Source organism: Streptomyces sp. NPDC091377 (assembly GCF_044757045.1).
Classification (GTDB): domain Bacteria; phylum Actinomycetota; class Actinomycetes; order Streptomycetales; family Streptomycetaceae; genus Streptomyces.
Genome location: NZ_JBIVUE010000001.1, coordinates 796,981 through 820,198, shown reverse-complemented (window position 1 = coordinate 820,198; position 23,218 = coordinate 796,981). Strand labels below are relative to the sequence as shown.

16 protein-coding genes are annotated in these 23,218 nt (G+C 72.7%); 7 read left to right on the top strand and 9 right to left on the bottom strand.

The genetic code is table 11. The features are described 5' to 3' along the window. Nucleotides 1-168: 168 nt before the first annotated feature. On the bottom strand, nt 169-3,534 hold the full coding sequence (locus ACIQNG_RS03610) for an ATP-dependent helicase (protein WP_401482446.1): 3,366 nt from the start codon (nt 3,532-3,534) through the stop codon (nt 169-171). Between the two features lie 305 nt (nt 3,535-3,839). Further along, a complete protein-coding gene (locus tag ACIQNG_RS03605) occupies nt 3,840-4,226 on the bottom strand; it encodes an MGMT family protein (RefSeq protein ID WP_401429889.1) in 387 nt (128 codons plus the stop codon). 186 nt (nt 4,227-4,412) lie between these two features. Here ACIQNG_RS03605 and ACIQNG_RS03600 point away from each other — a divergent pair, with 186 nt between their 5' ends. The 4 genes from ACIQNG_RS03600 (at nt 4,413) to ACIQNG_RS03585 (ending at nt 11,487) form a co-directional block, all read left to right on the top strand. Next, nucleotides 4,413-7,469 (top strand): YbhN family protein, encoded by a 3,057-nt coding sequence (locus ACIQNG_RS03600; RefSeq protein ID WP_401482445.1) that lies wholly within the window; start codon nt 4,413-4,415, stop codon nt 7,467-7,469. Nucleotides 7,470-7,704: 235 nt separating this feature from the next. Next, nucleotides 7,705-8,127, top strand: coding sequence for a pyridoxamine 5'-phosphate oxidase family protein (locus ACIQNG_RS03595; RefSeq protein ID WP_401482444.1), 423 nt, complete (start codon nt 7,705-7,707; stop codon nt 8,125-8,127). Nucleotides 8,128-8,230: 103 nt separating this feature from the next. Beyond that, nucleotides 8,231-9,775, top strand: a complete 1,545-nt coding sequence (locus ACIQNG_RS03590; RefSeq protein WP_401482443.1) for an alpha/beta hydrolase — start codon at nt 8,231-8,233, stop codon at nt 9,773-9,775. A gap of 164 nt (nt 9,776-9,939) precedes the next feature. Continuing rightward, complete coding sequence (locus ACIQNG_RS03585; RefSeq protein WP_401482442.1) at nt 9,940-11,487, top strand: alpha/beta hydrolase; 1,548 nt, start codon at nt 9,940-9,942, stop codon at nt 11,485-11,487. A gap of 65 nt (nt 11,488-11,552) precedes the next feature. Here ACIQNG_RS03585 and moeZ read toward each other — a convergent pair whose 3' ends face one another. The 7 genes from moeZ to ACIQNG_RS03550 form a co-directional block, all read right to left on the bottom strand. Continuing rightward, on the bottom strand, nt 11,553-12,731 hold the full coding sequence (gene moeZ, locus ACIQNG_RS03580) for an adenylyltransferase/sulfurtransferase MoeZ (RefSeq protein ID WP_401482441.1): 1,179 nt from the start codon (nt 12,729-12,731) through the stop codon (nt 11,553-11,555). A gap of 63 nt (nt 12,732-12,794) precedes the next feature. Further along, nucleotides 12,795-13,601 carry a spherulation-specific family 4 protein gene (locus tag ACIQNG_RS03575; RefSeq protein WP_401482440.1) on the bottom strand — a complete coding sequence of 269 codons (807 nt, stop codon included), beginning with the start codon at nt 13,599-13,601 and terminating at the stop codon, nt 12,795-12,797. Next, a complete protein-coding gene (locus ACIQNG_RS03570; protein ID WP_401429875.1) occupies nt 13,589-14,548 on the bottom strand; it encodes an NAD-dependent epimerase/dehydratase family protein in 960 nt (319 codons plus the stop codon). The genes ACIQNG_RS03575 and ACIQNG_RS03570 overlap by 13 nt, the downstream gene beginning before the upstream one ends. Nucleotides 14,549-14,759: 211 nt before the next feature. Then, nucleotides 14,760-16,232 carry a hypothetical protein gene (locus tag ACIQNG_RS03565; protein WP_401482439.1) on the bottom strand — a complete coding sequence of 491 codons (1,473 nt, stop codon included), beginning with the start codon at nt 16,230-16,232 and terminating at the stop codon, nt 14,760-14,762. A 32-nt stretch (nt 16,233-16,264) separates the two neighbouring features. Further along, a complete protein-coding gene (locus ACIQNG_RS03560; RefSeq protein WP_401482438.1) occupies nt 16,265-18,244 on the bottom strand; it encodes a DUF3492 domain-containing protein in 1,980 nt (659 codons plus the stop codon). Between the two features lie 243 nt (nt 18,245-18,487). Beyond that, complete coding sequence (locus ACIQNG_RS03555) at nt 18,488-20,071, bottom strand: DUF3152 domain-containing protein (RefSeq protein WP_401482437.1); 1,584 nt, start codon at nt 20,069-20,071, stop codon at nt 18,488-18,490. 8 nt (nt 20,072-20,079) lie between these two features. After that, nucleotides 20,080-21,309 (bottom strand): alpha/beta fold hydrolase, encoded by a 1,230-nt coding sequence (locus ACIQNG_RS03550; RefSeq protein WP_401482436.1) that lies wholly within the window; start codon nt 21,307-21,309, stop codon nt 20,080-20,082. 182 nt (nt 21,310-21,491) lie between these two features. Between ACIQNG_RS03550 and ACIQNG_RS03545 the strand changes: the two genes are divergently transcribed. The 3 genes from ACIQNG_RS03545 (at nt 21,492) to ACIQNG_RS03535 (ending at nt 22,997) form a co-directional block, all read left to right on the top strand. Then, nucleotides 21,492-21,725 carry a hypothetical protein gene (locus ACIQNG_RS03545; RefSeq protein WP_401482435.1) on the top strand — a complete coding sequence of 78 codons (234 nt, stop codon included), beginning with the start codon at nt 21,492-21,494 and terminating at the stop codon, nt 21,723-21,725. Between the two features lie 203 nt (nt 21,726-21,928). Continuing rightward, entirely contained in the window at nt 21,929-22,573 is a 645-nt protein-coding gene (locus tag ACIQNG_RS03540; RefSeq protein WP_401429865.1) for a TetR/AcrR family transcriptional regulator, read from the top strand. Between the two features lie 196 nt (nt 22,574-22,769). Further along, nucleotides 22,770-22,997: a DUF3107 domain-containing protein gene (locus ACIQNG_RS03535; RefSeq protein WP_401429863.1), complete on the top strand. Its 228-nt coding sequence runs from the start codon at nt 22,770-22,772 to the stop codon at nt 22,995-22,997. Nucleotides 22,998-23,218 lie beyond the last annotated feature (221 nt).

Genomic DNA, 23,218 nt, shown 5'->3' with positions numbered 1-23,218 from the left:
GATCCCGGCCGTCACCCGGACCGGAGAGGCCGCGGCTCGGCAGCGGGCCCGGCAGCCCGGCGGGAGGTGACAGCGCCCGTCTCACCCCACCGCTTGCCGCCCGTCTCACGCCACCGCTGCCGCCCGCCTCCCTTAGGCACAACGCTCACGCCCCCCCTGCCGCCCCGCTCACTCCACCACGTGCCGTCCCTCGGGCCGGGCGCTGCACGCCGCGCGGAACGCGCAGTGCGCGCACTGCTGGCCGGTGGTCGGGGTGAACCGTTCGTCGAGCACCTTGCCCGCGGCCGTGGCCAACAGCTCGCCGATCCACTCCCCCTCCAGCGCCTCCTGGGCCTGCACCTTGGGCAGGGTCTCGCCGCCGTCGCGCTTGGCGGCGCCTTGGCGGAGCTGGACTAGTTCGGCGCCGCCGGGCTCGGGGCGTACGTCGTCGAACACGGTGTCGACGGCGCCTTCGCGGACCGCGAGCTGGTAGACGGCGAGCTGGGGGTGGCGGGCCACCTCGGCGGAACTGGGTGCCTGCTTGCCGGTCTTGAAATCGACCACATAGGCGCGGCCGTTGCCGTCCGCCTCCACCCGGTCCATCTGGCCGCGGATACGGACCTCGTAGTCACCCGCTTCGAGGGTGATGTCGAAGTCGTGCTCGCTGGCCACGGGCGTACGGCCCGCGCGGTCCGTCACATGCCACTTCAGGAAGCGTTCGAGCGCCACGCGCGCGTTGTCCTTCTCCTGGGCGGACTTCCACGGCGCGTCGAAGGCGAGCGCGTTCCACACGGAGTCGAGGCGTTCCATGAGGACGGACAGGTCGGCGGGCGAGTGTCCTGAGGCGACCTCGTCGGCCAAGGCGTGCACGACGTTGCCGAAGCCCTGGGCGGCGGTCGCGGGCGCGTCGGCCTTCACCTCGCGGCCCAGGAACCACTGGAGGGAGCAGGTGTTGGCGAGTTGGTCGAGCGCGCTGCCGGAGAGCACCACGGGCTGGTCGCGGTGGCGCAGCGGCACCTTGGACTCGGTCGGCTCGTACATGCCCCACCAGCGCTGGGGGTGCGCGGACGGCACCAGCGCGCGGTCGTCCTCGTCGGTGAGCGCGGCGAGCCGGGCCAGCCGGCGGGCGGCGGCCTCCCTGAGCGCGTCGGAGGCCCGCGGGTCGACGGTGGTGGCGCGGAGTTCGGCGACGAGCGCGGCGACGGACAGGGGGCGGCGGGGGCGGCCGGTGACGTCCCGGGGCTCGGTGCCGAGTTCGGTCAGGAAGCGGGAGGGCTGGTCGCCGTCGTCCGCGGGGGCCTTCACGGCGGTGACGACGAGGCGTTCCTTCGCGCGCGTGGCGGCGACGTAGAAGAGCCGGCGTTCCTCGGCGAGCAGGGCGCCCGGGGTGAGGGGTTCGGCGAGCCCGTCGCGGCCGATCCGGTCGGCCTCCAGCAGGGAGCCGCGGCGGCGCAGGTCCGGCCACAGTCCCTCCTGTACGCCCGCGACGACGACGAGGCGCCATTCGAGGCCCTTGGAGCGGTGCGCGGTCATCAGGCGGACGGCGTCGGGGCGCACGGCACGCCGGGTGAGGGTGTCGGCGGCGATGTCCTCGGCGTCGATCTCCGCCAGGAAGTTCAGGGTGCCGCGGCCCCCGGTGCGTTCCTCCGCGCGCGCGGCGGTGGCGAACAGGGCGCAGACGGCGTCCAGGTCGCGGTCGGCGTTGCGGCCGGCCGCGCCGCCGCGTCGGGTGGCCCGCTCCAGGCGGCCGGGCCAGGGCGTGCCCTCCCACAGGGCCCACAGGGCTTCCTCGGCGGTGCCCCCGCCCGCGAGGCGCTCGCGGGCCGTGCGCAGCAGCCCGCCGAGCCGCTGGGCGCCGCGCGCGTACGCCGGGTCGTGCACGGCCAGCCGCTCCGGCTCGGCGAGCGCCCGCGCGAGCAGTTCGTCCGAGGGCGGCGGCAGCGGATTGCCGCCGGCCCGCTCCTCGTCCCGCAGGGCCCGCCCGAGGCGCCGCAGATCGGCGGCGTCCATACCGGCGAGGGGGGAGGTGAGCAGCGTGAGGGCGGTTTCGGTGTCGAGCCACGGAGCGGGTTCCTCCTCCGACCCGGGGGACGGGTCGGGGCCGGGCCCTGACAGCCCTTGCCCTCCGGTGCTCCGCGCTCCCCCGTCGCTCCGTCCCGTCACCTCCGCCGTGGCCACCGCGCGCAGGGCCGTCAGCAGGGGTGCCACGGCCGGCTCGTGGCGCAGCGGGATGTCGTCGCCGTCGATGTCGAGGGGGACCCCGGCGGCCGTGAGGGAGCGGCGCAGGGTGGGGATGGTGCGGGATCCCGCGCGGACGAGGACGGCCATGTCGCGCCAGGGGACGCCGTCCTCCAGGTGGGCGCGGCGCAGGATGTCGGCGATGTTGTCCAGCTCGGTGCCGGCCGTCGGGTAGGTGAAGACCTCGACCCGGCCTCCCTCGCGCGCGGGGGCGAGTTCCCGGTGGGCGCGAACCTTGTCGGCGGGCAGCCGGGTCAGCGGCATGCGGCGGGTGAGCAGGCGGGTGGCGGCGAGCAGGGCGGCGCCGGAGCGGCGTGAGGTGCCGAGCACCTCTACGGGGGCCGCGCGGCCGTCCGCGCGCGGGAAGTCGTCCGGGAACTCCAGGATGCCGTTCACGTCGGCGCCCCGGAAGGTGTAGATCGACTGGTCGGGGTCGCCGAAGGCGACCAGGGTGCGCCCGCCGCCCGCCAGCGCGTGCAGCAGCCGTACCTGGGCCGCGTCGGTGTCCTGGTACTCGTCCACGTAGACGGCGTCGTAGCGGGTGGCGAGCTTCTCGGCGATCTCCGCGCGGTGGGCGAGGAGCACCGCGCGATGGACGAGTTCGGCGTAGTCGAGGACGCCCTGGAGGTCGAGCACGTCGAGGTACTCGGCGAGGAAGGCGGCCCCGGCCCGCCAGTCGGGCCGTCCGATGCGGCGGGCGAAGGCGTCCAGGGCTTCGGGGCCGAGGCCCAGCTCACGGCTGCGGGCGAGGACCGCGCGGACCTCGTCGGCGAAGCCCCGGGTGGTCAGACAGGCGCGCAGTTCGTCGGGCCACCGCACGGATGCGAGGTCGGCCCGTTGCAGGTCGGTCTGGCCGGCGAGCAGTTCACGGACCGTGACGTCCTGCTCGGGGCCGGAGAGCAGCCGCAGGGGCTCCACGAACAGTTCGTTGTCCTGGTGGGCGCGGACCAGGGCGTAGCAGAACGAGTGGAAGGTGGTCGCCTGGGGGGCGCGGGCCGCTCCTATGCGCAGGGCCATGCGGTCGCGCAGTTCGACGGCGGCCTTGCGGCTGAAGGTCAGGACGAGGATGCGGGCGGGGTCCCCTCCGCGCGCGATGCGGGCGGCCACCGACTCCACCAGGGTCGTGGTCTTCCCGGTGCCCGGACCTGCGAGAACGAGCAGGGGGCCGTGACCGTGAGCAACCACCGCACGTTGTTCGGCGTCCAGACGAGGGGGGTCGGGCGGGGCCGGTGGGGTACGCACCAGCCGGTGAGCGCCACGGTTCCCCTGCCGCACCTGTGGGTGCGGCAGACGCCTTGTGGAGGAAGAGGAGCTCACGTGGTTCGCCGGTCCTGGTGGTCGTGCTCGGGTCTGTCTCGGGCTGCGGGAGGCGCCGCCCGGCAAGGGGTGCCGGGGGACGGCCGTCGTCGGGTGTGGCGGGCGGTGACCGCGGGGTGAGCGGGACGCGCGCAGCCGACGCTACGCCGCCGAAGAGGCCGGAAGCCGGGCTTCCGCTTCTTCCCTTGCGGCCCGTGCGTCACACCCGCCCCTCGCTGCACGAACGTATGTCATGTCACGCCGGTGCCCCGCTTCCCTCGTACGGATCACGCTTCCCCCGTGGCGGCCTGCGATGGCGGAAGCTGTCAGGTGTGAGCCTCCGCGTGTCCTCCGCCGTCCCAGCGCGCCCGTCTCATGTCGATCCGGGGCACATGGTTCTCGGCGGCCCGGCTCGCCGTCTTCAGGGGCGTCCCCTCGGCTCTGTAGTGAGCGAGCGCCTCCAGTTCGTGCCCGGGCAGCAGAACGCCGTCCGAGCGCACGACGCGCCACCACGGGACGGCGCCGCCGTACAGGGCCATCACCCGGCCGACCTGACGCGGGCCGCCCTCCTGCAACCACTCCGCGACATCGCCGTACGTCATCACCCGGCCGGGCGGAATCAGTTCGGCCACCTCAAGGACCCGCTCGGCGTAGTCCGGCAGGGCGTCCGCGTACTGCGCACGGGCGTCCACCGGCAGGCTCTCCTCACTCATTCGTCCCATCCTGCCCCACCCCACCGACAATGCGGCGGGCCCGCGACGGTGCGTGGCCCTCGCCCCGCCGCGGCGCTTCCGGCAGACTGTGCGGCCCCGCTTTTGCACCCTGATGCCCCCGTGTGTCGGTGGGGCATGCCACCATCGTGCGGGCGGTGACCGGTGATACGAGACCAAGAAGAGTCGATGAAGCAGCAGGGTGTGCACCCCGAGGACGCGGCGGGTACCGCTGACGCCGCGTCGCGCCCGGACACCGGCGAGACGGTCATGAAGGCACCGGGCGAGGGCGACGGATCCGCCCACCGCGACGGGCCGTCCCGGGAAACACCGGACCCCCGTGACACACCCGTCACACCCGTCCCCCCCGTCACACCCGCACCCGTCACCCCCGACAGGCCCAAGGGCACCGAAGGCACCGAGGCGCCTGGCACACCCGGCCCGCCCGGCCCGCCAGGTCCACCGGGACCACCCGGTCCACCGGGCTCCCGCGACGGACAGGACCCACGGGACGACCACGACGGCCATAACGACCGCAACGGCGACGGCGACAACGGCTCCACGCCCGCCCCGCCCCCCGGTCCCGGTCCTGACCCCGACCGCGACCCCGGTCCCGGCCCCGGGCCCGGTCCCGGTCCCGGTCCCGAGGAGAACCGTCCGGACGCGGTGGAGGGCGACGAACCACTGCTCCCCGCGCGCGTGCACCGTCCTTCCGACCTCATGCGCCTTCTGGTCGGCGTCCTCGGGATCGCCGTCCTGCTGGCGATCGCGGCGTTCGCGCACGGCACCACCTCGGGCCTCGAACAGGACATCAACAAGGGCACCGGCCAGGCACCCGACCTGCTGATCAAGATCGCGGGGCTGGCGTCCAGCATCGCGATCCTGCTGGTCCCGGTCGCCTTCGCGATCGAGCGGCTGATCAAACGCGACGGGCTGCGCATCGCCGACGGCGTGCTCGCGGCGGTGCTCGCGCACGGAGTGACCCTCGCCACGGACCTGTGGGTCGCCGAGGCCGCCCCGGGCTCCATCCAGGAGGCGCTCACCCAGCCCTCCCCGGGCGACATCACCGCGCTCACCGACCCGGTGCACGGCTACCTCGCACCGGTGATCGCGTACATGACCGCCGTCGGCATGTCCCGCAGACCACGCTGGCGCGCGGTGCTGTGGATCGTCCTGATGCTCGACGCGTTCTCGATGCTGGTCACCGGCTACACGACCCCGTTCTCGATCATCCTGACGGTGCTGATCGGCTGGAGCGTGGCCTACGGGACGCTCTACGCGGTCGGCTCGCCGAACGTCCGGCCCACCGGGCGCACCCTCATGGCGGGGCTGCGGACGGTCGGCTTCCGCCCGGTGAGCGCCGCGCGCGAGGAGCCCACGGACACCGACATCGGCGACCGCGGAAGGCGCTACTTCGTCACCTTGGAGGACGGCCGCCCGCTGGATGTCACGGTCGTGGACCGCGAGCAGCAGGCGCAGGGCTTCTTCTACCGGGTGTGGCGCAATCTGACCCTGCGCGGCTTCGCCACCCGGCGCAGTCTCCAGTCGTTGCGCCAGGCCCTGGAGCAGGAGGCGCTGCTCGCCTACGCGGCCATCGCCGCCGGGGCCAACGCGCCCAAGCTGATCGCGACCTCGGAACTCGGTCCCGACGCCGTGATACTGGTCTACGAGCACACCGGTGGACGTTCGTTCGACTCCCTGGCGGACGAGGAGATCACCGACGAACTGCTGCGCAACGCCTGGCACCAGGTACGGGCCCTGCAGTCACGACGTATCGCGCACCGCAGGCTGGCCGGAGACGCGATCCTGGTGGATCGTTCCGGCAGGGTGATCCTCACCGATCTGCGCGGCGGTGAGATCGCGGCCGGCGATCTGCTGCTGCGCATGGACATCGCGCAACTGGTGACCACGCTCGCCCTGCGGGTGGGCGCCGAGCGCGCGGTGGCATCGGCGCTGAGTGTGCTCGGCCCGGACACCGTGGCCGACTGTCTGCCGATGCTCCAGCCGATCGGCCTGACCCGCTCCACGCGCGCGACCCTGCGCCGACTGGCCCGGGAACGCGCCGAGCGGGAGCGCGAGGCCGTGCTCGAAGCGTCCCGGCAGTCCAAGCCGGCCCGTGCGGAGGCGGCGGGCGACGAGGCCGGCGCCGTACCCGAGAAGCTCGACAAGAAGACGGCGCGCGCCCAGTCGCGTGCGGAGAAGCGGGCCATAGACGTCGCCATGGACGAGGCGCGCGAGGAGGATCCGCTCACCCAGATCCGGCACGAGGTGCTGCGGATCAGGCCACAGGCGCCGGTGGAACCGGCCCGGCTGGAGCGGGTCAGGCCGCGCACCCTGATCAGCATCATCGCCGGGGCGTTCGCCGCCTACTTCCTGCTCTCGCAGCTCACCCACATCGAGTTCGGGACACTGTTCGCGACCGCCGAGTGGGGCTGGGTCATCGCGGCCGTGCTGTTCTCGGCGCTGAGCTACTTCGCGGCGGCGATGAGCCTGCTGGGGTTCGTGCCGGAACGGGTGCCGTTCGTGCGGACCGTCGCGGCGCAGGTCGCCGGGTCGTTCGTGAAGATCGTGGCGCCTGCGGCGGTCGGCGGTGTGGCCCTGAACACGCGCTTCCTGCAACGCCAGGGGGTGCGGCCCGGTCTCGCGGTGGCGAGCGTCGGCGCGTCGCAGTTGTTCGGACTGGGCTGTCACATCCTGATGCTGCTGGCCTTCGGCTATCTGACCGGCATCGAGAAGACACCGTCGCTGTCGCCGTCCCGGACCGTCATCGCCGGTCTGCTGACGGTCGCGGTGCTCGCACTCGTGGCCACGTCGGTGCCGTTCCTGCGGAAGTTCGTCGTCACGCGCGTGAGGTCGCTCTTCGCGGGCGTCGTACCGCGCATGCTGGATGTGCTCCAGCGCCCGCAGAAGCTCGTCACCGGCATCGGCGGCATGCTGCTGCTGACGGCGTGCTTCGTGATGTGCCTGGACGCCTCGATCCGCGCCTTCGGCGACGAGACCACCTCCATCAGCATCGCCAGCGTCGCGATCGTCTTCCTCGCGGGCAACGCGCTGGGCTCCGCGGCGCCCACGCCGGGCGGTGTCGGCGCGGTGGAGGCCACCCTGACGTTCGGCCTCATCGCGGTCGGCCTGCCCAGCGAGGTGGCCGCCCCGGCCGTCCTGATGTTCCGCCTGCTCACCCTGTGGCTGCCGGTACTGCCGGGCTGGCTGGCGTTCAGCCACCTCACGCGCAAGGGCGCGCTCTGAGGACGGGCAGCCGACGCGACGCCCTATAGCGGCGGCATCCGGAAAGGGCGCTCTACGCGCGCGGGATAGACACCGACGATCAGGGTCGTCGCCCCCGGCCGTCACCGGCGTCCCCGCCGACGCCCACGTCACCGACGCCACGTCACCGACACCAGCACCCCCATGAGACGCATACACAGGCGACCCGGCTTCTCACCTATGGAATCGTCCGACGCGGCCGTGTTGAATCGGCGCCATGAGTACCAGTGCGCTGACCGCCCAGGACCTCGAATTCCTCCGACGCCCCCTGCACGGATTCCTGTCCGTGGCCGAGGGACCGGTCCCGCCGCAGCCGCGTCCGGTGTGGTTCGAGGCCACCGCCGAGGGAACGATCCAGCTGTTCACGGGCCCGGAGACGCTCAAGGTGCGGCGGCTGCGCCAGGATCCCCGCGCCTCGATCGTCGTCGCCGCGCCCGTGGGGGAGACCGAGCGCTGGGTGTCGGTCGCCGGCCGCACCACGGTCGAGTCCGACGGGGCGCACGACCTGTGCTCCCGGCTGGCCGCCCGCTACTGGGACCTCGCCGACCCGGCCCGCGCCACCGCACTCGCCGGGATGCTGGCCGAGGACCAGGTCCGTCTGGTGATCCACCCGCAGACAGTGAGCCGCTTCACGCACTGACGCCCGTACCGCCGGCACGCGTACGGCCAGTACCTCGCACGGCCAGTACCTCGTACGGCCCGTGCCCCGAGCGGCGTGCCCCGGCCGACCGCAGGATGGGTTCATGCCGAACCGATCCCTGCGGGCCGCCGCTCTCACCGCCACCGCCCTGCTGCTCACCTCCACCGCCGTGGCCTGTGGTGACGACGACTCCAAGGGCGAGGATCCGACGGCGCAGAAACTGAGCTGGAAGGAGTGTCCCGCCCCGTCGGAGGCCGAGGGCGGCGGGGACGCGCCCTCACCGCTGCCGGGCGGCACGGCATGGCAGTGCGCCACCATGAAGGCGCCGCTGAACTGGAGCGATCCCAAGGGCGACACCATCGGCATCGCGCTGATCCGGGCGAGGACGAGCGGATCGGCGGACCGGCGCCTCGGCTCGCTGATCTTCAACTTCGGTGGCCCCGGCGGCTCCGGCGTCACCACGCTGCCCGCCTTCGGGACCGAGTACGACACCCTGCGCACCCGCTACGACCTGGTCAGCTTCGACCCGCGCGGGGTGGGCCGCAGCGCCGGGGTCCGCTGTGAGAACGACCAGCAACTCGACGCGTACTTCCAGCAGGACGCGACCCCCGACGACGCCGCCGAGCGCGCCACGTACCTGAACAACGTGAAGGAGTTCAACGCGGCCTGCGAGAAGAACTCCAAGAAGGTGCTCCCGCAGGTGCGCACCACCGACGCGGCCCGCGACCTGGACCTGATGCGCCAGGTCCTCGGCGACAGCAAGCTCCACTACTTCGGCATCTCCTACGGCACCGAACTCGGCGGCGTCTACGCCCATCTGTTCCCCAAGAACGTGGGCCGGGCCGTGTTCGACGCGGTGGTCGATCCGACGCAGACCTCCGAACAGGGCTCGCTCGGCCAGGCCAAGGGATTCCAGCTCGCGCTCGACAACTTCGCCCAGAACTGCGTCTCGCAGGAGGAGGACTGCCCGATCGGCACCAGCGCCCAGGACGTGAAAAGCCGTATCGCGAAGCTGCTGCGCGACCTCGACCGCAAGCCGATCCCCGGTGTCTTCCCTCGGGAACTCACCCAGACCGCCGCCACCAGCGGCATCGCGCAGTCGCTGTACTCACAGGACTTCTGGCCCTATCTCACCGAGGGCCTCGACCAGGCGTACGACGGCAACGGCCAGATCCTGATGGTGCTGGCCGACTCGATGAACGGACGCAACCAGAACCGGGAGTACAGCAACCTCACCGCGGCCAATGTGGCCATCAACTGCGCCGACGACAAGCCCCGCTACGACGTCGGCTACGTCCAGCGGAAGCTCCCCGAGTTCCGCGCCGCCTCGCCGGTCTTCGGCGACTATCTGGCCTGGGGCATGATCAGTTGCACCGACTGGGCGGTGCCCGGCGCCGCGGACCACCCGGACGTGAGCGCGCCCGGCGCGGCGCCGATCGTGGTCGTCGGCAACACCGGCGACCCGGCGACCCCGTACGAGGGCGCGCGCAAGATGGTGACCGCGCTGGGCAAGGGCGTGGGCGTCGAGGTGACGTACAAGGGTCAGGGGCACGGGGCGTACGACAGCAAGAACCCGTGCGTACGGACGGCGGTGGACGGTTATCTGCTGAACGGGAGGGTCCCGGCGGCGGGCACGGTCTGCTCCTGACCGGCGGAGCACCCCGACCCACCACCAGAGCGACCAGGAAAACCGCAGGTCAGAGAGTTATCCACAGGCTCCGACAGACAGTGCGATCTCCGCCTACGATGGTCAGACAGCGCTCGCGGACGAGAGGCGGGCGGTTTGCGCGGGGGAAGAACGAGGGGGATGCGATGACGCGTTTCGTACGGTGGGCGGCGCTCGGCGCCGCGGCGGCACTGCTGACGGCCGGGTGCAGCTCGGGTTCGTCGGACGAGGGGAAGGGCGGTGACGGCGACGGGAGTTCCAGCCCGACCGGCGCGGCGCCCCCGTCCGGATCCGGGCTGCCGGCGTCGCTGACCTCCCAGCGGCCGGACTGGGGGAAGTGCGACGCGACCGACGACTCCCCGGCTCCGGGCAGCGGCTGGCAGTGCGCCACGCTCAAGGTGCCGCTGGACTGGTCGAAGCCGGAGGGGAAGACGATCGATCTGGCGCTGATCCGCGCCAAGGCCGAGGGGGACGACCGGATCGGCTCGCTGCTGTTCAACTTCGGCGGACCGGGCGGCTCGGGCGTGTCCACCATGCCGGCGTTCGAGTCCACGGTCGGCACCCTGCACGAGCGGTACGACCTGGTGAGCTGGGACCCGCGGGGGGTCGGCGCCAGCGAGGGCGTGCGCTGCCGCGAGGACAAGGCGATCGAGGCGGCCGAGTCGTTGGACGCCTCGCCGGACACAGCGCAGGAGGAGCGGGCGCTCTTCGCGGACGCGGCCGACTTCGCGGCGGGCTGCGAGAAGGGGGCCGGGCCGCTGCTGGCGCATGTCTCCACCACGGACACCGCGCGCGACATGGACCTGATGCGCCAGGTCCTGGGCGACACCAAGCTGCACTACTTCGGCATGTCCTACGGCACCGAGCTGGGCGGGGTCTACGCCCATCTGTTCCCGAAGAACGTGGGGCGGCTGGTCCTGGACGCGGTGGTCGACCCGGCCGCGGGCACCATCGACCACGCCAAGAACCAGGCGCGGGGCTTCCAGCGCGCCCTCGACAACTACCTCGACTCCACCGGCGAGAACCCCGAGGAGGGCACCCGCCGGATCGCGGACCTGCTGAAGCGGATGGACGCGAAGCCGCTGGCCACCTCGTCCGACCGTGAGCTGACCCAGACGCTCGCGGTGATCGGCATCGTGCTGCCGCTGTACAGCGAGTCCAGCTGGCCCACGCTGACCAGCGCGCTGGAGGCGGCCGAGAAGGGCGACGGCTCCGAGCTGCTCGCGCTGGCCGACGCCTACAACGACCGGGACGCCTCGGGCCGTTACGGCACCTCGACCCACTCCCAGCGGGCCATATCGTGTCTGGACGACAAGCAGCGGCCCACCGTGAAGGAGACGAAGGCGCTGCTGCCGGAGTTCGAGAAGATCTCGCCGGTGTTCGGGGCGTTCCTGGGCTGGGACACGGCCGGCTGGTGCCACGAGTGGCCGGTGCTGGGCCAGTTCGACACACCGGAGGTGAGCGCCCCGGGCGCGGCACCGATCCTGGTGGTCGGCAACACGGGCGACCCGGCGACCCCGGTGGAGGGTGCCCAGCGGATGGCCGACGAGCTGGGCAAGGGCGTCGGAGTGGTCCTGACCTGGAAGGGCGAGGGCCACGGCGCGTACGGCAACGGCAGCGACTGTGTCGACTCGGCGATCAACACCTATCTGCTGGAGGGCAGGACACCCAAGGACGGCACGACCTGCTCATGACGACGGCGGGGGCCACAAGCACCCTTGGCGCCTGTGGCCCCCGCCGGTCGGACGGTGGAGCCGGATCAGTAGACCGGCTTGTCCGGCTCGATCTGGTGGACCCAGCCGATGACCCCGCCGCCCACGTGGACGGCGTCGGAGAAGCCCGCCGACTTCAGGACCGCGAGGACTTCCGCACTGCGGACACCCGTCTTGCAGTGCAAGACGATCTTCTTGTCCTGGGGGAGGCTCTCCAGGGCGGTGCCCATGAGGAACTCGTTCTTCGGGATCAGCTTGGCGCCCGGGATGGAGACGATCTCGTACTCGTTGATCTCACGGACGTCGATGATCTCGATGTTCTCGCCGTCGTCGATCCACTCCTTGAGCTGCTTGGGAGTGATGGTCGAGTCGGCGGCGGCGGCCTGCGCCTCCTCGGAGACGACACCGCAGAACGCCTCGTAGTCGATGAGTTCGGTGACGGTGGGGTTCTCGCCGCAGACCGCGCAGTCCGGGTCCTTGCGGACCTTGACCTGGCGGTACTGCATCTCCAGGGCGTCGTAGATCATCAGGCGGCCGATCAGCGGTTCACCGATGCCGGCGAGGAGCTTGATCGCCTCGGTGACCTGGATGGAGCCGACGGACGCGCACAACACACCCAGGACGCCGCCCTCCGCGCAGGAGGGGACCATGCCGGGGGGCGGGGGCTCGGGGTAGAGGCAGCGGTAGCACGGGCCGTGCTCGGACCAGAAGACGCTGGCCTGGCCGTCGAAGCGGTAGATCGAGCCCCACACGTACGGCTTGTCCAGCAGGACGCAGGCGTCGTTGACGAGGTAGCGGGTGGCGAAGTTGTCGGTGCCGTCGACGATCAGGTCGTACTGGCTGAAGATGTCCATCACGTTGTCGGCCTCAAGCCGCTCCTGGTGAAGGACCACGTTCACGTACGGGTTGATACCCAGGACGCTGTCGCGCGCGGACTCGGCCTTGGAGCGGCCGATGTCGGCCTGGCTGTGGATGATCTGACGCTGCAGGTTCGACTCGTCGACCTCGTCGAACTCGACGATGCCGAGCGTGCCGACACCCGCCGCGGCCAGGTACATCAGCGCCGGCGAGCCCAGGCCGCCGGCGCCCACACAGAGCACCTTGGCGTTCTTCAGCCGCTTCTGCCCGTCCATGCCCACGTCGGGGATGATCAGGTGGCGGGAGTACCTGCGGACCTCGTCTACGGTGAGCTCGGCGGCGGGCTCGACCAGGGGTGGCAGCGACACGGGGACTCCGTTGGTCGGTCTATCACTACGGTGGTTCTCCCCGTAACAGTGCCACGGCCTTTTTCATTCCGAGACACCTGTTCCAACACGCGAGACGATCTCGTCCCAGTAACCGGGCATGGTCTCCCAGGGGCTCCCTCCGGGGGTGTCCCGCCCGCCCCGCCGGCCCCGTGCGACCCGGTCGGTGAACCAGAGCGTGGCGGCGCCCTGCCAGCGGGCGATACGGAGGGCCTCGTCCAGATGCCCTCGGGGCACACCGTGGACGAAGTGGCAGAACTTCTCGGGTGGATAGCCGGCGGTCCACTCGGCCACCTGCGACCAGCGGTAGTCGCTCCAGGGGCCGGAGAAGGTGACCAACTGGTCGGCGTTCTCGGCGTAGCCGGGGTGCGGGTGGGTGCCGTGGCCGAGGACGACATGGGGTTCGGTGGGGCTGATGGCGCGCAGGGCGGTCACGGTGCGGCGGATCTCGGGGAGGGTGTCACGTCCGGCGGGGCAGCGGTCGAGGAGGAATCCGTCGGTGAGGTACCAGTCGAGATAGCGGTGGGCGTCGGAGATCACATCGCCGAAGCCGCGGGCGCCGTAGGCGGTGTCGATGCGGCCCAGGATCCGGATCCCGGCGTTGCGCAGCCGGCCCGCGGCTTCCAGGCAGTGCGGGTCGGGGCGGTCGCCGGGACCGTCGGCGACATCGAGGACGACCCAGTGCAGCGGGGCGCCGGGGCGGGCGAGCGCGGCCCATTCGGCACCGGCGACGAGGGGGTGGGCACAGCCGGGTACGCCGAAGCCGGTGCGGACGAGGCTGCTCGGGTCGCCGGGGGCACGGGTGTGCAGCCGGGGCGGCCTGGTCGGGCCGGTCAGCTTCAGATACGGCATGCGGCCTCCATCCAGATGTCGGCGAGCGATTCTTCGAGGTGGATCCGGGGCCGCCAGCCGAGCCGGTCGCGGGCGGTGCGGACATCGGCCTGCTGCCAGCTGCCGCAGCCGTCGGGGTACGGGTACGCGACGGGGGACAGATGGTCGGACTCGCCGCGCGGGTGGCCGATGGTCGCGCGCAGTGGGCCGGGCGGGCCGTCGAGTTCGTGCAGGGCGCCGCCGTAGCCGGCGACGCGGGCGAGGGTGGCGGCGGCGTCACGCAGCCGGACGGCCCGGCCGGAGCCGATGTTGATCACGCCTTGGGCGGCCGAGAGGGAGGCGGCGTGGACGGCCCGGGCGACATCGCGGACATCGATGAAGTCGCGCTGGGCACCGAGACCACCGAGCTTCAGTTCGCCGTCGCCGGACTGCATCGCGCGGCGCATGGCCTCGGCGAGCCGGCCGAGCGGGGAGCCGGCCGGGGTGCCGGGTCCGGCCGGGGAGAAGACCCGGAGCACGACGGCGTCGAGGCCGGAGCCGAGGACGAGTTCGGTGGCGGCGAGCTTGCTGACGCCGTAGGGGCCGCCGGGCCGCGGCACGGCGTCCTCCGCGGTGGAGGAGCCGGGCTGGCTGGGACCGTACTCGGCGGCGCAGCCGATCTGCACCAGTCGGGCGCCGCAGCCGCTGCGGCGCAGGGCCTCGCAGACGGTGGCGACGGCCACGGTGTTGTGCCGGGTGAGATCGCGGGCGCCGCCGCGGGTGGTGCCGGCGCAGTTGATGACGACGCCCGGGTGGACCGCGTCGAGGAAGCGGGTGAGCGCGCCGGGGCTGCCGGACGCGAGGTCGAAGCGGACGTCGGCGTCGTCGCCGCGGCCGAGCGCGGTGAGCTGGACGGCGGGGTCGGCGAGCAGGCGGTCGGCGACGAAACGGCCGAGGTAGCCGTTGGCTCCGATCAGCAGAACCCTCATCGGGCGGCTCCCGGGGTGTGCGCTCCGGTCGGGCCGAAGGCACCGGTGGGTCCTGGTGCTCCGGTTGCTCCGGGTCGGGAGGTGGTCATCTGGTGTTCTCCTTCGAGGGGGTGACACGGGTGCTTTTCGGCGGTGATGCCGGGGTGCTCGGCGCTGTGCGCCGGGTTGTCGTGGGCTGCCGGTGCCGGTGGCCGCGGCGTCGGTGCGGTCGTCAGGGGGACTCCGTCCGGGCGTGGGCGGAGGCGCGGGTGAGGGTGCGGGCCGCGTGGACGAGGAGGGCGAGGGCCCCGAGGCCGCAGATCAGGGTCGGTACGGCGGCCGGCCCCCAGGTGTCCACGAGGGACTCGACCGGCAGTGCGACCGGGTCGAGGCCGGGCAGCCGGCCGGCGAAGACGGTGGTGAGGGCGAGGGCCTCGGTACCGGCGGCGGCGGTGAGGATCACGGCGGGGGCGTGGGTGAAGCCGTGGAGGTGCAGGAGCCGGGCGAGCAGGAGGAGGGCGCCGAGGGTGAGGGTCTGGGAGAGCCGGAAGGGGGTGCCGGGTTCGTCCAGGAGCGTGGCGCAGCCGGTGGACAGGGCGGCGAGGGCGCCGAGGAACAGCGCGAACGAGCCGAGGAGTCGGGGGCGTACGGCGCCGGCGAACTCCTCCAGGCCCCGGCTGGCGGTGAGGGCGCGGCGGGCCCCGGCGGCGAAGAGGTGGGCGGCCCAGGCGGCGGGCGCGCAGGCCAGGGCGAGGGTGAGCAGCGGAGCCGCGGTGAGGGGCCAGGGGCCGTCGGGGGTGCCGGTCGGCAGGGTGTCGGGGCCGCCGGTGAGGGCGGCCTGGAGGAGACCGTCGCCGAGCACGGCGTAGGCGAGGAGCCAGCAGATCCAGACGCCGTTGGAGGGGTACGTCCCCGGCAGCGGGCGGCGTGGGGCGAGCGGCCCTGCGGTGAGGGCGGCGCGCAGACCGAGCGCGGTGGCGAGGATGCCGATGGCGGCGACGGCCGGCCGGAGCAGCCCGTCGGTGTACGGCAGTGCGGCCACCGTAGCCGCACCCAGCGCACCGGGCAGCAGCGTGCGGACGATCCAGCCGGCCCGCACCTCGGGCACCGTGAGGGCCTCGGGGCGGGGGCGGGCCTCGCCGTCGCGCGGGACGCGGGCGAACATCTCCTCGGCGAGGGAGAAGACGTCCCGGTGCAGGAAGCGGGTGGCGGTCCGGTCGGTGACCCCGTGCGCCTCAAGTCCGGCGGCGATCTCCAAGGCGTCGACAGCCTGTTCGCACAGGTCCCGGTGCTGGTGCATCAGGGCCTTCACGGGGTCGGCGGTACCGCGCCGCGGCCCGACCGCCTGCCCGGCCGTCTTCCTGGATCCGGTCGCCTGCCCGGCCATCCTCGTGGATCCGGTCGCCTGCCCGGCCGTCTTCCTGGATCCGACTGCCTGTCCGGCCGCGGTGATGACCCGCCGTTCGCCCGACCGTCCGGGCCCGCTCGGCTCGCCGGTCGGACCGGCGCCGCCTATCGCGGGCTCAGCGCCCCGTCCGTCGCCACCGAAGTCACCGTCGTCGCGCCCCACTTCCGAGGTCCCCTCCCCCAGCCACTCCTCCGACCGTGTGTCCCAGGCCCCCGGACTGACCGGCCTGCCGGGACGGTCGACCATCTGCCGTGCGCTCGCACCGCCCATACCGCTCACGCCACTCACGCCACTCATGCCACTGCCACCCCTGATGTCACGCACCGCACTCACCGCTCACCGCCCCCTGTCCACCCGGCCGCCAGTCCCACCGACGCCGGTGACGGTGCCGGTGACGGTGGCGCGGGCCGCGGTGTCCTCGCCGCCCCCCGCACCGGCGGCCCCGCCGCCCAGCCCGGGGTGCCGCGGGGTGCCGCCATGTGGTGGGTGACGTCGGCGGTCCAGTGACCGGGGACGTGGGCCTCCGCCGGGACCGCGAACGGCATCGGGTCGCCGGTCGCGTCGAGGACGACATGGCGGTCCGGGCACTGGGAGACGACCTCCAGATAAATGCCGTGGAACGCCGCGACGTTCTGCTCGACGCTGAACAGTTCGAGCGCCCGGGCGCGCGCGGCGGCCCCGAGGCGCGCACGGCGCGCGGGATCCCGTAGCAGCGCGACGCACGCCTCCGCGAGCGCCCGCGGATTCCGGGGCGGTACGACCAGCCCCGTACCGCCGATGACCTCGACCACCGCGCCCACGTCCGTCGACACGGTCGCGCGCCCGCTGAGCATCGCCTCGACCAGGCTCAGCGGAAATCCCTCGACCACGCTGGACAGCACCACGACCGCGCCGGAGGCGTACGCCGCGGCCGGTGTCGGCACGTCGGGCCCGCCGATCTCCTCGAAGGACACCGGGTTCTCGCCGACCGCGTGCGGACCGGCGGCCTCGTCCGGGAACAGGTGCGCCGCGAGCGCCCGGCAGTGCGCCAGATACTCCGCGCCCTCCGCCCCGACGGCGGCGCCCACCACCCGCAGCCGTGCCTTCGGTGCCGCCCTGCGGATCTCCGCGAAGGCGTGCAGCAGCGACATCAGGTCCTTCGTGGGTTCCACCCGGCCGACCCACACCAGGGTGTCCGGGTCGGTCTGCTCAGGTGCCTCACCGGCCTCCGCGAAGGGGGTGACGTCCATCCCCTGGTACACCGTCCGCAGCGTGTCCCGGCCGGCCCCGCACCGCTCCTGCCAGCGCCGCGCGTGCGCGTTGCCGTGGGTCACCCGGGCCGCGCGCCGGTACACCTCCGCCGCGAGCCGTCCGTGGAAGGCCGCCAGCAGGGCCCGTACGGCGGGGGCCGCCACATCGGCGCCGGACGCGAGGTAGTGCGACCGCAGCCGCACGCCGTACTCCGTCACCACCAGCGGTACGCCGGTGAAGTGCCGGGCCAGCAGTCCGGGCAGGGCGGCCGTACCGCCGGACGCGGCGTGGCACAGGTCGACCGAGCCGAGCCCGGTGTCCTCGTACCAGTCCAGGGAGAGGGGGCGCAGGGCGCGTTCGAGATGCGCGGCGACGGCCAGCAGATCCGGTACGCGCGCCTCACGCGCCGGGCGCGGGGCGCCGGGCGCACGACAGGCGCGCTCCAGGGCGCGTACGGCAATCTCCGAGCGGAGCGCGCCGACCAGTCCGCCCTCGTCGCGGGCGAGTTCGGCGAGCCCGTACAGCGCGTAGGCGAAACGGTCCGCCTGAACCGCGGAACGGCTGGAACCGCCGGAACCGCCGGAACCGCCGGACCGACCGGGAGACCCGACCAGATCAGACGGGCCGGAGAAGCCAGACGGGCCGGAGAAGCCAGACAGGCCGGAGAAGCCAGACAGGCCGGAGAGACCAGACAGGCCGGACGGACCGGCCACGGCGGACGGACCAGCCAGGTCGGAGGAGTCCGCGCCCCCATACGGCTCGGAGGAGTCCGCGCCCCCGTACGGCTCGGCGGCGCACAGCACCGCCACCAGTTCCCCGTACGCCTCCGCGAACCGCCGGCGTGCGCGCCGTCCGTGGGCGACCCCGTCGTCCTGGGCGGTCCACAGCGGCGCGGTCCGCACCCGGCGGACCTGCGGCGGCAGCGGCAGTCGGCCCTCGTGCTCCTGACGCTCGCTGCGGCTGAGCGCGTAGATGTCGAACTCATGCCGCCCGAGCCCGCGCACGAGCCGGTCGCACCAGAGCCCGTCATCACCGCTCACATACGGATAGCCACCCTCCGTAAGCAGTCCGATGCGCACGAGTGCACCCCCGATCTCCTGTATGGGGAGCCACCGCCGACCCGGTGGCTCGCAGCGGGACGAACGTATGTGGACAAGGCGGTGGCGCGACGGACGGTTGTCCATCGCGCCACCAAAAGGGGTGAACGGTCGTAACTTTCCCGTGCGGATCGCGTTCCGTCGCGCTATGCGATCAAGCGGCTACATGCAGCTACGCAGGGCCGCGGGCGCCCACGGGGGCCCGGCACGGCGCCGCCCCGGGCATCAGTTCCCGGCGTCCCCGGAACTCCCGGAACCTCCGGGGTACGGCCACGCGTTGGCCCGGCAGGAGACCCCGTCGTACTCCAGGAACTTCGTCTGCTGCTGCATCACCGGCGCGAGATCGCCGTCCGCGTCGCAGGTCACATGGGTGTACCCGAGCCGGTGTCCGACCTCGTGGTTGATCAGCATCTGCCGGTAGGCGTGGATCTTGTGGTCGCCGTAGGTCTCCGAGCCCTGCGCCCACCGGTAGGCGTTGATCATCACGCGCTCGGTGGAGGCCGAGTCGCACGAGACGTTGTCGATGGTGGTGTCCAGACCGGACATGGCACACCATTCGCCGGTGGTACCGGGACTGGCCAGGGTGATCACGAAGTCCGGGGAGCCGGAGTGGACCCGCTCGAACGTACGACCGCCTCCGTGGGCCCAGCTCCGCTCGTCGTTCAGGGTCTTCTGCACGGCCTCGGCGAACAGGTCGGCGTCGAGCCCGAGCCCCTCCTCGACGTCGACGCGGTAGGTGTACTTGTCCCCGTCGCCCGGCGCCCTGTCGACCCCCTCGACGGCCTCGAACTCGCCGGAGCCCGCCAGGGTCTCACTCAGCGGGTAGAGCTTCGCCATCTTCTGGTCGTACGTCAGCGGCACCACGCTCGGCGACTCGGTCGGCGTCGGCCGCCCGTCCCCGCGCGAGGCGGGATCACGGGTGTCCCGTGCCTGATCGGCGGCGGGCTTCGCCGGTACGGAGGGGTCGTCGCCGGCGCGGACCTGTCCGGCGACCACCACCGCCAGCACGGTCGTCACAGCGAGCGCCGCGATCCCCGTGAAGGTCCGGCCCTTGCCGCCCTTGCCGTCCCTGCCGCGCTCGGGCGCGGTGGAGCCCGGTGGACCGTCGTCGCCGTCACGGGCGTCGATCAGCAGCCCGACCTGGGTGTCGGTCTGCGTCTCCCACCGGGTGACGGAGGCGTACGGGTCACCCGCGCGGCCCGCGCCGGAGCCGGACCTCGCCCCGTGCGGCGGGTCGAACCCCTCGTCGTCGCCGTCGAAGGCGTCGACGTAATCCTGTCGGGGCCCGGCACCGGCCGCAGAAGCGGGCCGGGTGGGTCGCTGTCGCGGTATCCCGGGACCCCCGGAACCTCCGGGACCCCCGGGGGCACCCTGGCCGGCGGCGCCGGAAGCACCGCCGGTGCCCCGTCCCCTCAGCTCCCCCCAGCCACCACCGGTCTCGTACTGCTCGGGGTGCCCGCCCCGCGCCGACGCCGTCCCGTGAGCGGAGGCCCCGTACACCGGGGTGCCGTGGGCCGGCGTGCCATGGGCCGGCGTGCCGTGCGCGGGCGTGCCGTCGGGCAGTCGGGGAAAGCCGTGCGCGGGCGTACCGTCAGTGAGCCTCGGCCCACCTGCGGCCGAGGCTCTTCCGTCGAAACGCGGCCCGCCTGGACCCGGCGTGCCGTCAGCGGCGCGACCTGGCACGCCGTCAGTGGAGCGTGGCGCCCCGGAAACCCCCTGGCCCGGTTCGGCCCCCGCCCCTCGGCGGCGACCCCCCGTGCCCGTGGCGTCCCCCTGGGGGGCGGACCCCCGGCGACTGTGGCGTCCCACGTCCCGCCTCAGCTCCCTGTGTTCGTGGACGTACTCGTGGATGGACCGGTGGACGGACCGGACGGGTCCGACGCATCCGACGTACTCGGCGTGACGGGTGTGACCGGTGCGCCCGGTGTACCCGACCCATCCGACCCGCTCGTACTTGTACTCGACGTGTCCATGGACCCGGCCGGTTCACTCCCGGCCCTCGTTGCGTCCATCGTCACATCGCTCCCGCCATCGTCCACCGCCGCCACGGCCTTCACATCCGCACCCGTACCCGATCTCGCGCTCCCGGCGGGCTCCCCGAAGTCTTCGAGGAGTTCACGGAACGCCGAGGCCACCGTCTCCGGGTACTCCATCATCGCCACATGCCCGGCGTCCGGCAGTGACAGCAGCCGATTGTCCCGGAAGGCGCGGGCCGCCTTCTGGGCCATCCGAAAGCCTACGAGCTGATCCCGGCCGCCGTAGACGAGCAGGGTCGGCGCGAGCACCCGTTCGGCCTGCCGCCACAGTCCGTGCTGGCCGCCCAGCGTGTACGCGTTGACGATACCGCGCGCGGAGCGTGCCATCGCGTCCCAGAAATACGGCAGTTGGAGCCGCCGCTCCATCTCCTGCACCGCGTGGCCGAACCCTTCGGGCGTCACCCGTCCGGGGTCGCCGTAGCAGAGCCCGGTGACCCCCTGGACCCGCTGCTCGGCGCTCCAGCCCAGGGTGAGACGGGTGAACAGCCGGGCCACACCGGGCAGCGCGAGCAGCGCGGTCGGTACGGCGGTGCGCTGGACGCGCAGCTCGGGAAGGGCGGGCGAGACCAGGGTGAGGGTCCGGACGAGATCCGGCCGTACGGCGGCCACTCGGGTGGTGACCGCTCCGCCGAGCGAGTTGCCGAGGAGATGGACGGGGCCGCGCCCGGCGGCGTCGAGATAGCGGATGACCGCGCGGGCGTGCCCGGTGACCGAGTAGTCGCCGTCGTCCGGCGGCGGGGAGTCGCCGAAGCCCGGCAGATCGAGGGCCTCGCTCTCCACCGTGCCGTCGAGGAGTTCCATCAGCGCCGACCAGTTCTGCGAGGAGCCGCCCAGTCCGTGGACGTAGAGCGCGGGCGGCAGTCCCTCGCGGGCGCCCGGTCGCGAACGGACCGTCAGCGACATCCCCGGCAGCCGCACCGACCGCAGCCGCTCACCGTCCGCGACCCTGACGGGCGCCACCTTCGGGAGGACGTTGGCCGTCGATACGGACGGCGACTCGGTCGAAGACATGCGGCAATGTTACGAGACGATCACGCAGCGGTTCCTGTGTTCGCCATCACAAGCAGAGACGGGCCGATTACGGACAAGTACGGATACGTGCCTCCCTTCGCGCGGCGTGACGTCCCGGACGCGGATCGCATAGCGTCCGGGGCGGCTGTCTCCTACGCTCGTAGTCAGGAAGGGAGCCCGCCATGGCCGTCGACCCCACCGACCCCGAGACATTCCTGGAAGAGGGCGAAGAGGGCATGGAGAACCCCACGGAGCCCGACGTCGAGGCGCCGGACGCCGACACCGCCGAGCAGCGGGCCGCCGTGGCCCCGGAGCGCGACGACCCGCCGACCGCGCTGAACAGCCACGAGGCCGACGAGGGCGACCTGGCCGAGCAGGCCAGGGTGGTCTCCCTCGACGAGGACGACTACCGCTGACCGGAACAAGAAGACCGAGGGACCGCTACCAGGGCCGAGCCCCGACGGTTTCTCCCGGTCGGACCGTGTTCGGCGCCATACGCACAGCTTTCATGACGGCCGGGTCCGTGAAATTCTGCGCTCGCACCGCGCACACCACGGTTACCGAAAAGTACGATGGCCGCGCGGCGGCACACCGCACAGGGACGATCTTGGGAGGCGGCGTGACAGCCATCGAGCAGACAGAGGCGGCACGCCCGCGGGGCACCCGCCTGCCGCGCCGTGCACGACGGAACCAGCTGCTGGGCGCCGCGCAGGAAGTGTTCGTGGCCCAGGGCTACCACGCGGCCGCCATGGACGACATCGCCGAGCGCGCCGGCGTCAGCAAGCCGGTGCTCTACCAGCACTTCCCCGGCAAGCTCGACCTCTACCTCGCCCTGCTCGACCAGCACTGCGAGTCCCTGATCCAGGCAGTACGGCACGCGCTCGCGTCGACCACCGACAACAAGCAGCGTGTCCGCGCGACGATGGACGCCTACTTCGCGTACGTCGAGGACGACGGCGGCGCGTTCCGTCTGGTCTTCGAGTCGGACCTGACGAACGAGCCCGCGGTGCGCGAGCGCGTCGACAAGGTCACCACCGAGTGCGCCGAGGCCATCTGCGAGGTCATCGCCGAGGACACCGGCCTGTCCCGGGCCGAGTCGATGCTGCTGGCCTCCGGGCTGGGCGGCCTCGCCCAGGTCGTGGCCCGCTCCTGGCTGCACAGCGACCGCAGTGTGCCGCGTGACCAGGCGGTCCAGCTGCTCACCTCGCTCGCCTGGCGGGGTATCGCCGGTTTCCCGCTGCACGGCAGCGAGCAGCAGCACTGAGCCGAGGACCGAGCCGGGTCCCGGCTCGAGGACCCGCCCGTCCTTCTTTGTTCCCGCCCGCTGTTCGCTTTGTTCCCGCCCGCTGTTCGCTCCTGGCGTGGCAGGGCGGAACATCTAGGTCCCCTCACCGGGCTAATGTGTGCTGCGTACGGCGCGGAAGGTCGCGCACTTCACTGACCGTCGGAGGGACATAGCCGTGGAGGTCAAGATCGGCGTGCAGCACGCGCCCCGCGAGATCGTTCTGGAGAGCGGTCAGACCGCCGAGGAGGTCGAGCGCGTGGTGGCCGAGGCGCTGGCGGGCAAGTCGCAGCTGCTGAGCCTTGAGGACGAGCACGGCCGCAAGCTCCTCATCCCGGCCGACCGCCTGGCCTACGTCGAGATCGGCGAGGCGGCCCCGCGCAAGGTGGGCTTCGGGGCGCTGTAGGGCGACGCGAGACAAGGTACGAGGGCCGGTGGCCCGGCGGCGAGAGCCCCGGCCACCGGCCCTCGCCGTTCCCGTCGGTCTCGCCCGTCCCCGGCGCCCCGAGCGCCCCTGGCGCCCCCGACTGCCTCCACACTCCCCCCACAGTTCACGCACAGAGGGGATTGCATTCCGCAGGTCAGGGGTATGACCGCCTAGGACCGTTTAGGGCGGGACGGCCTGGT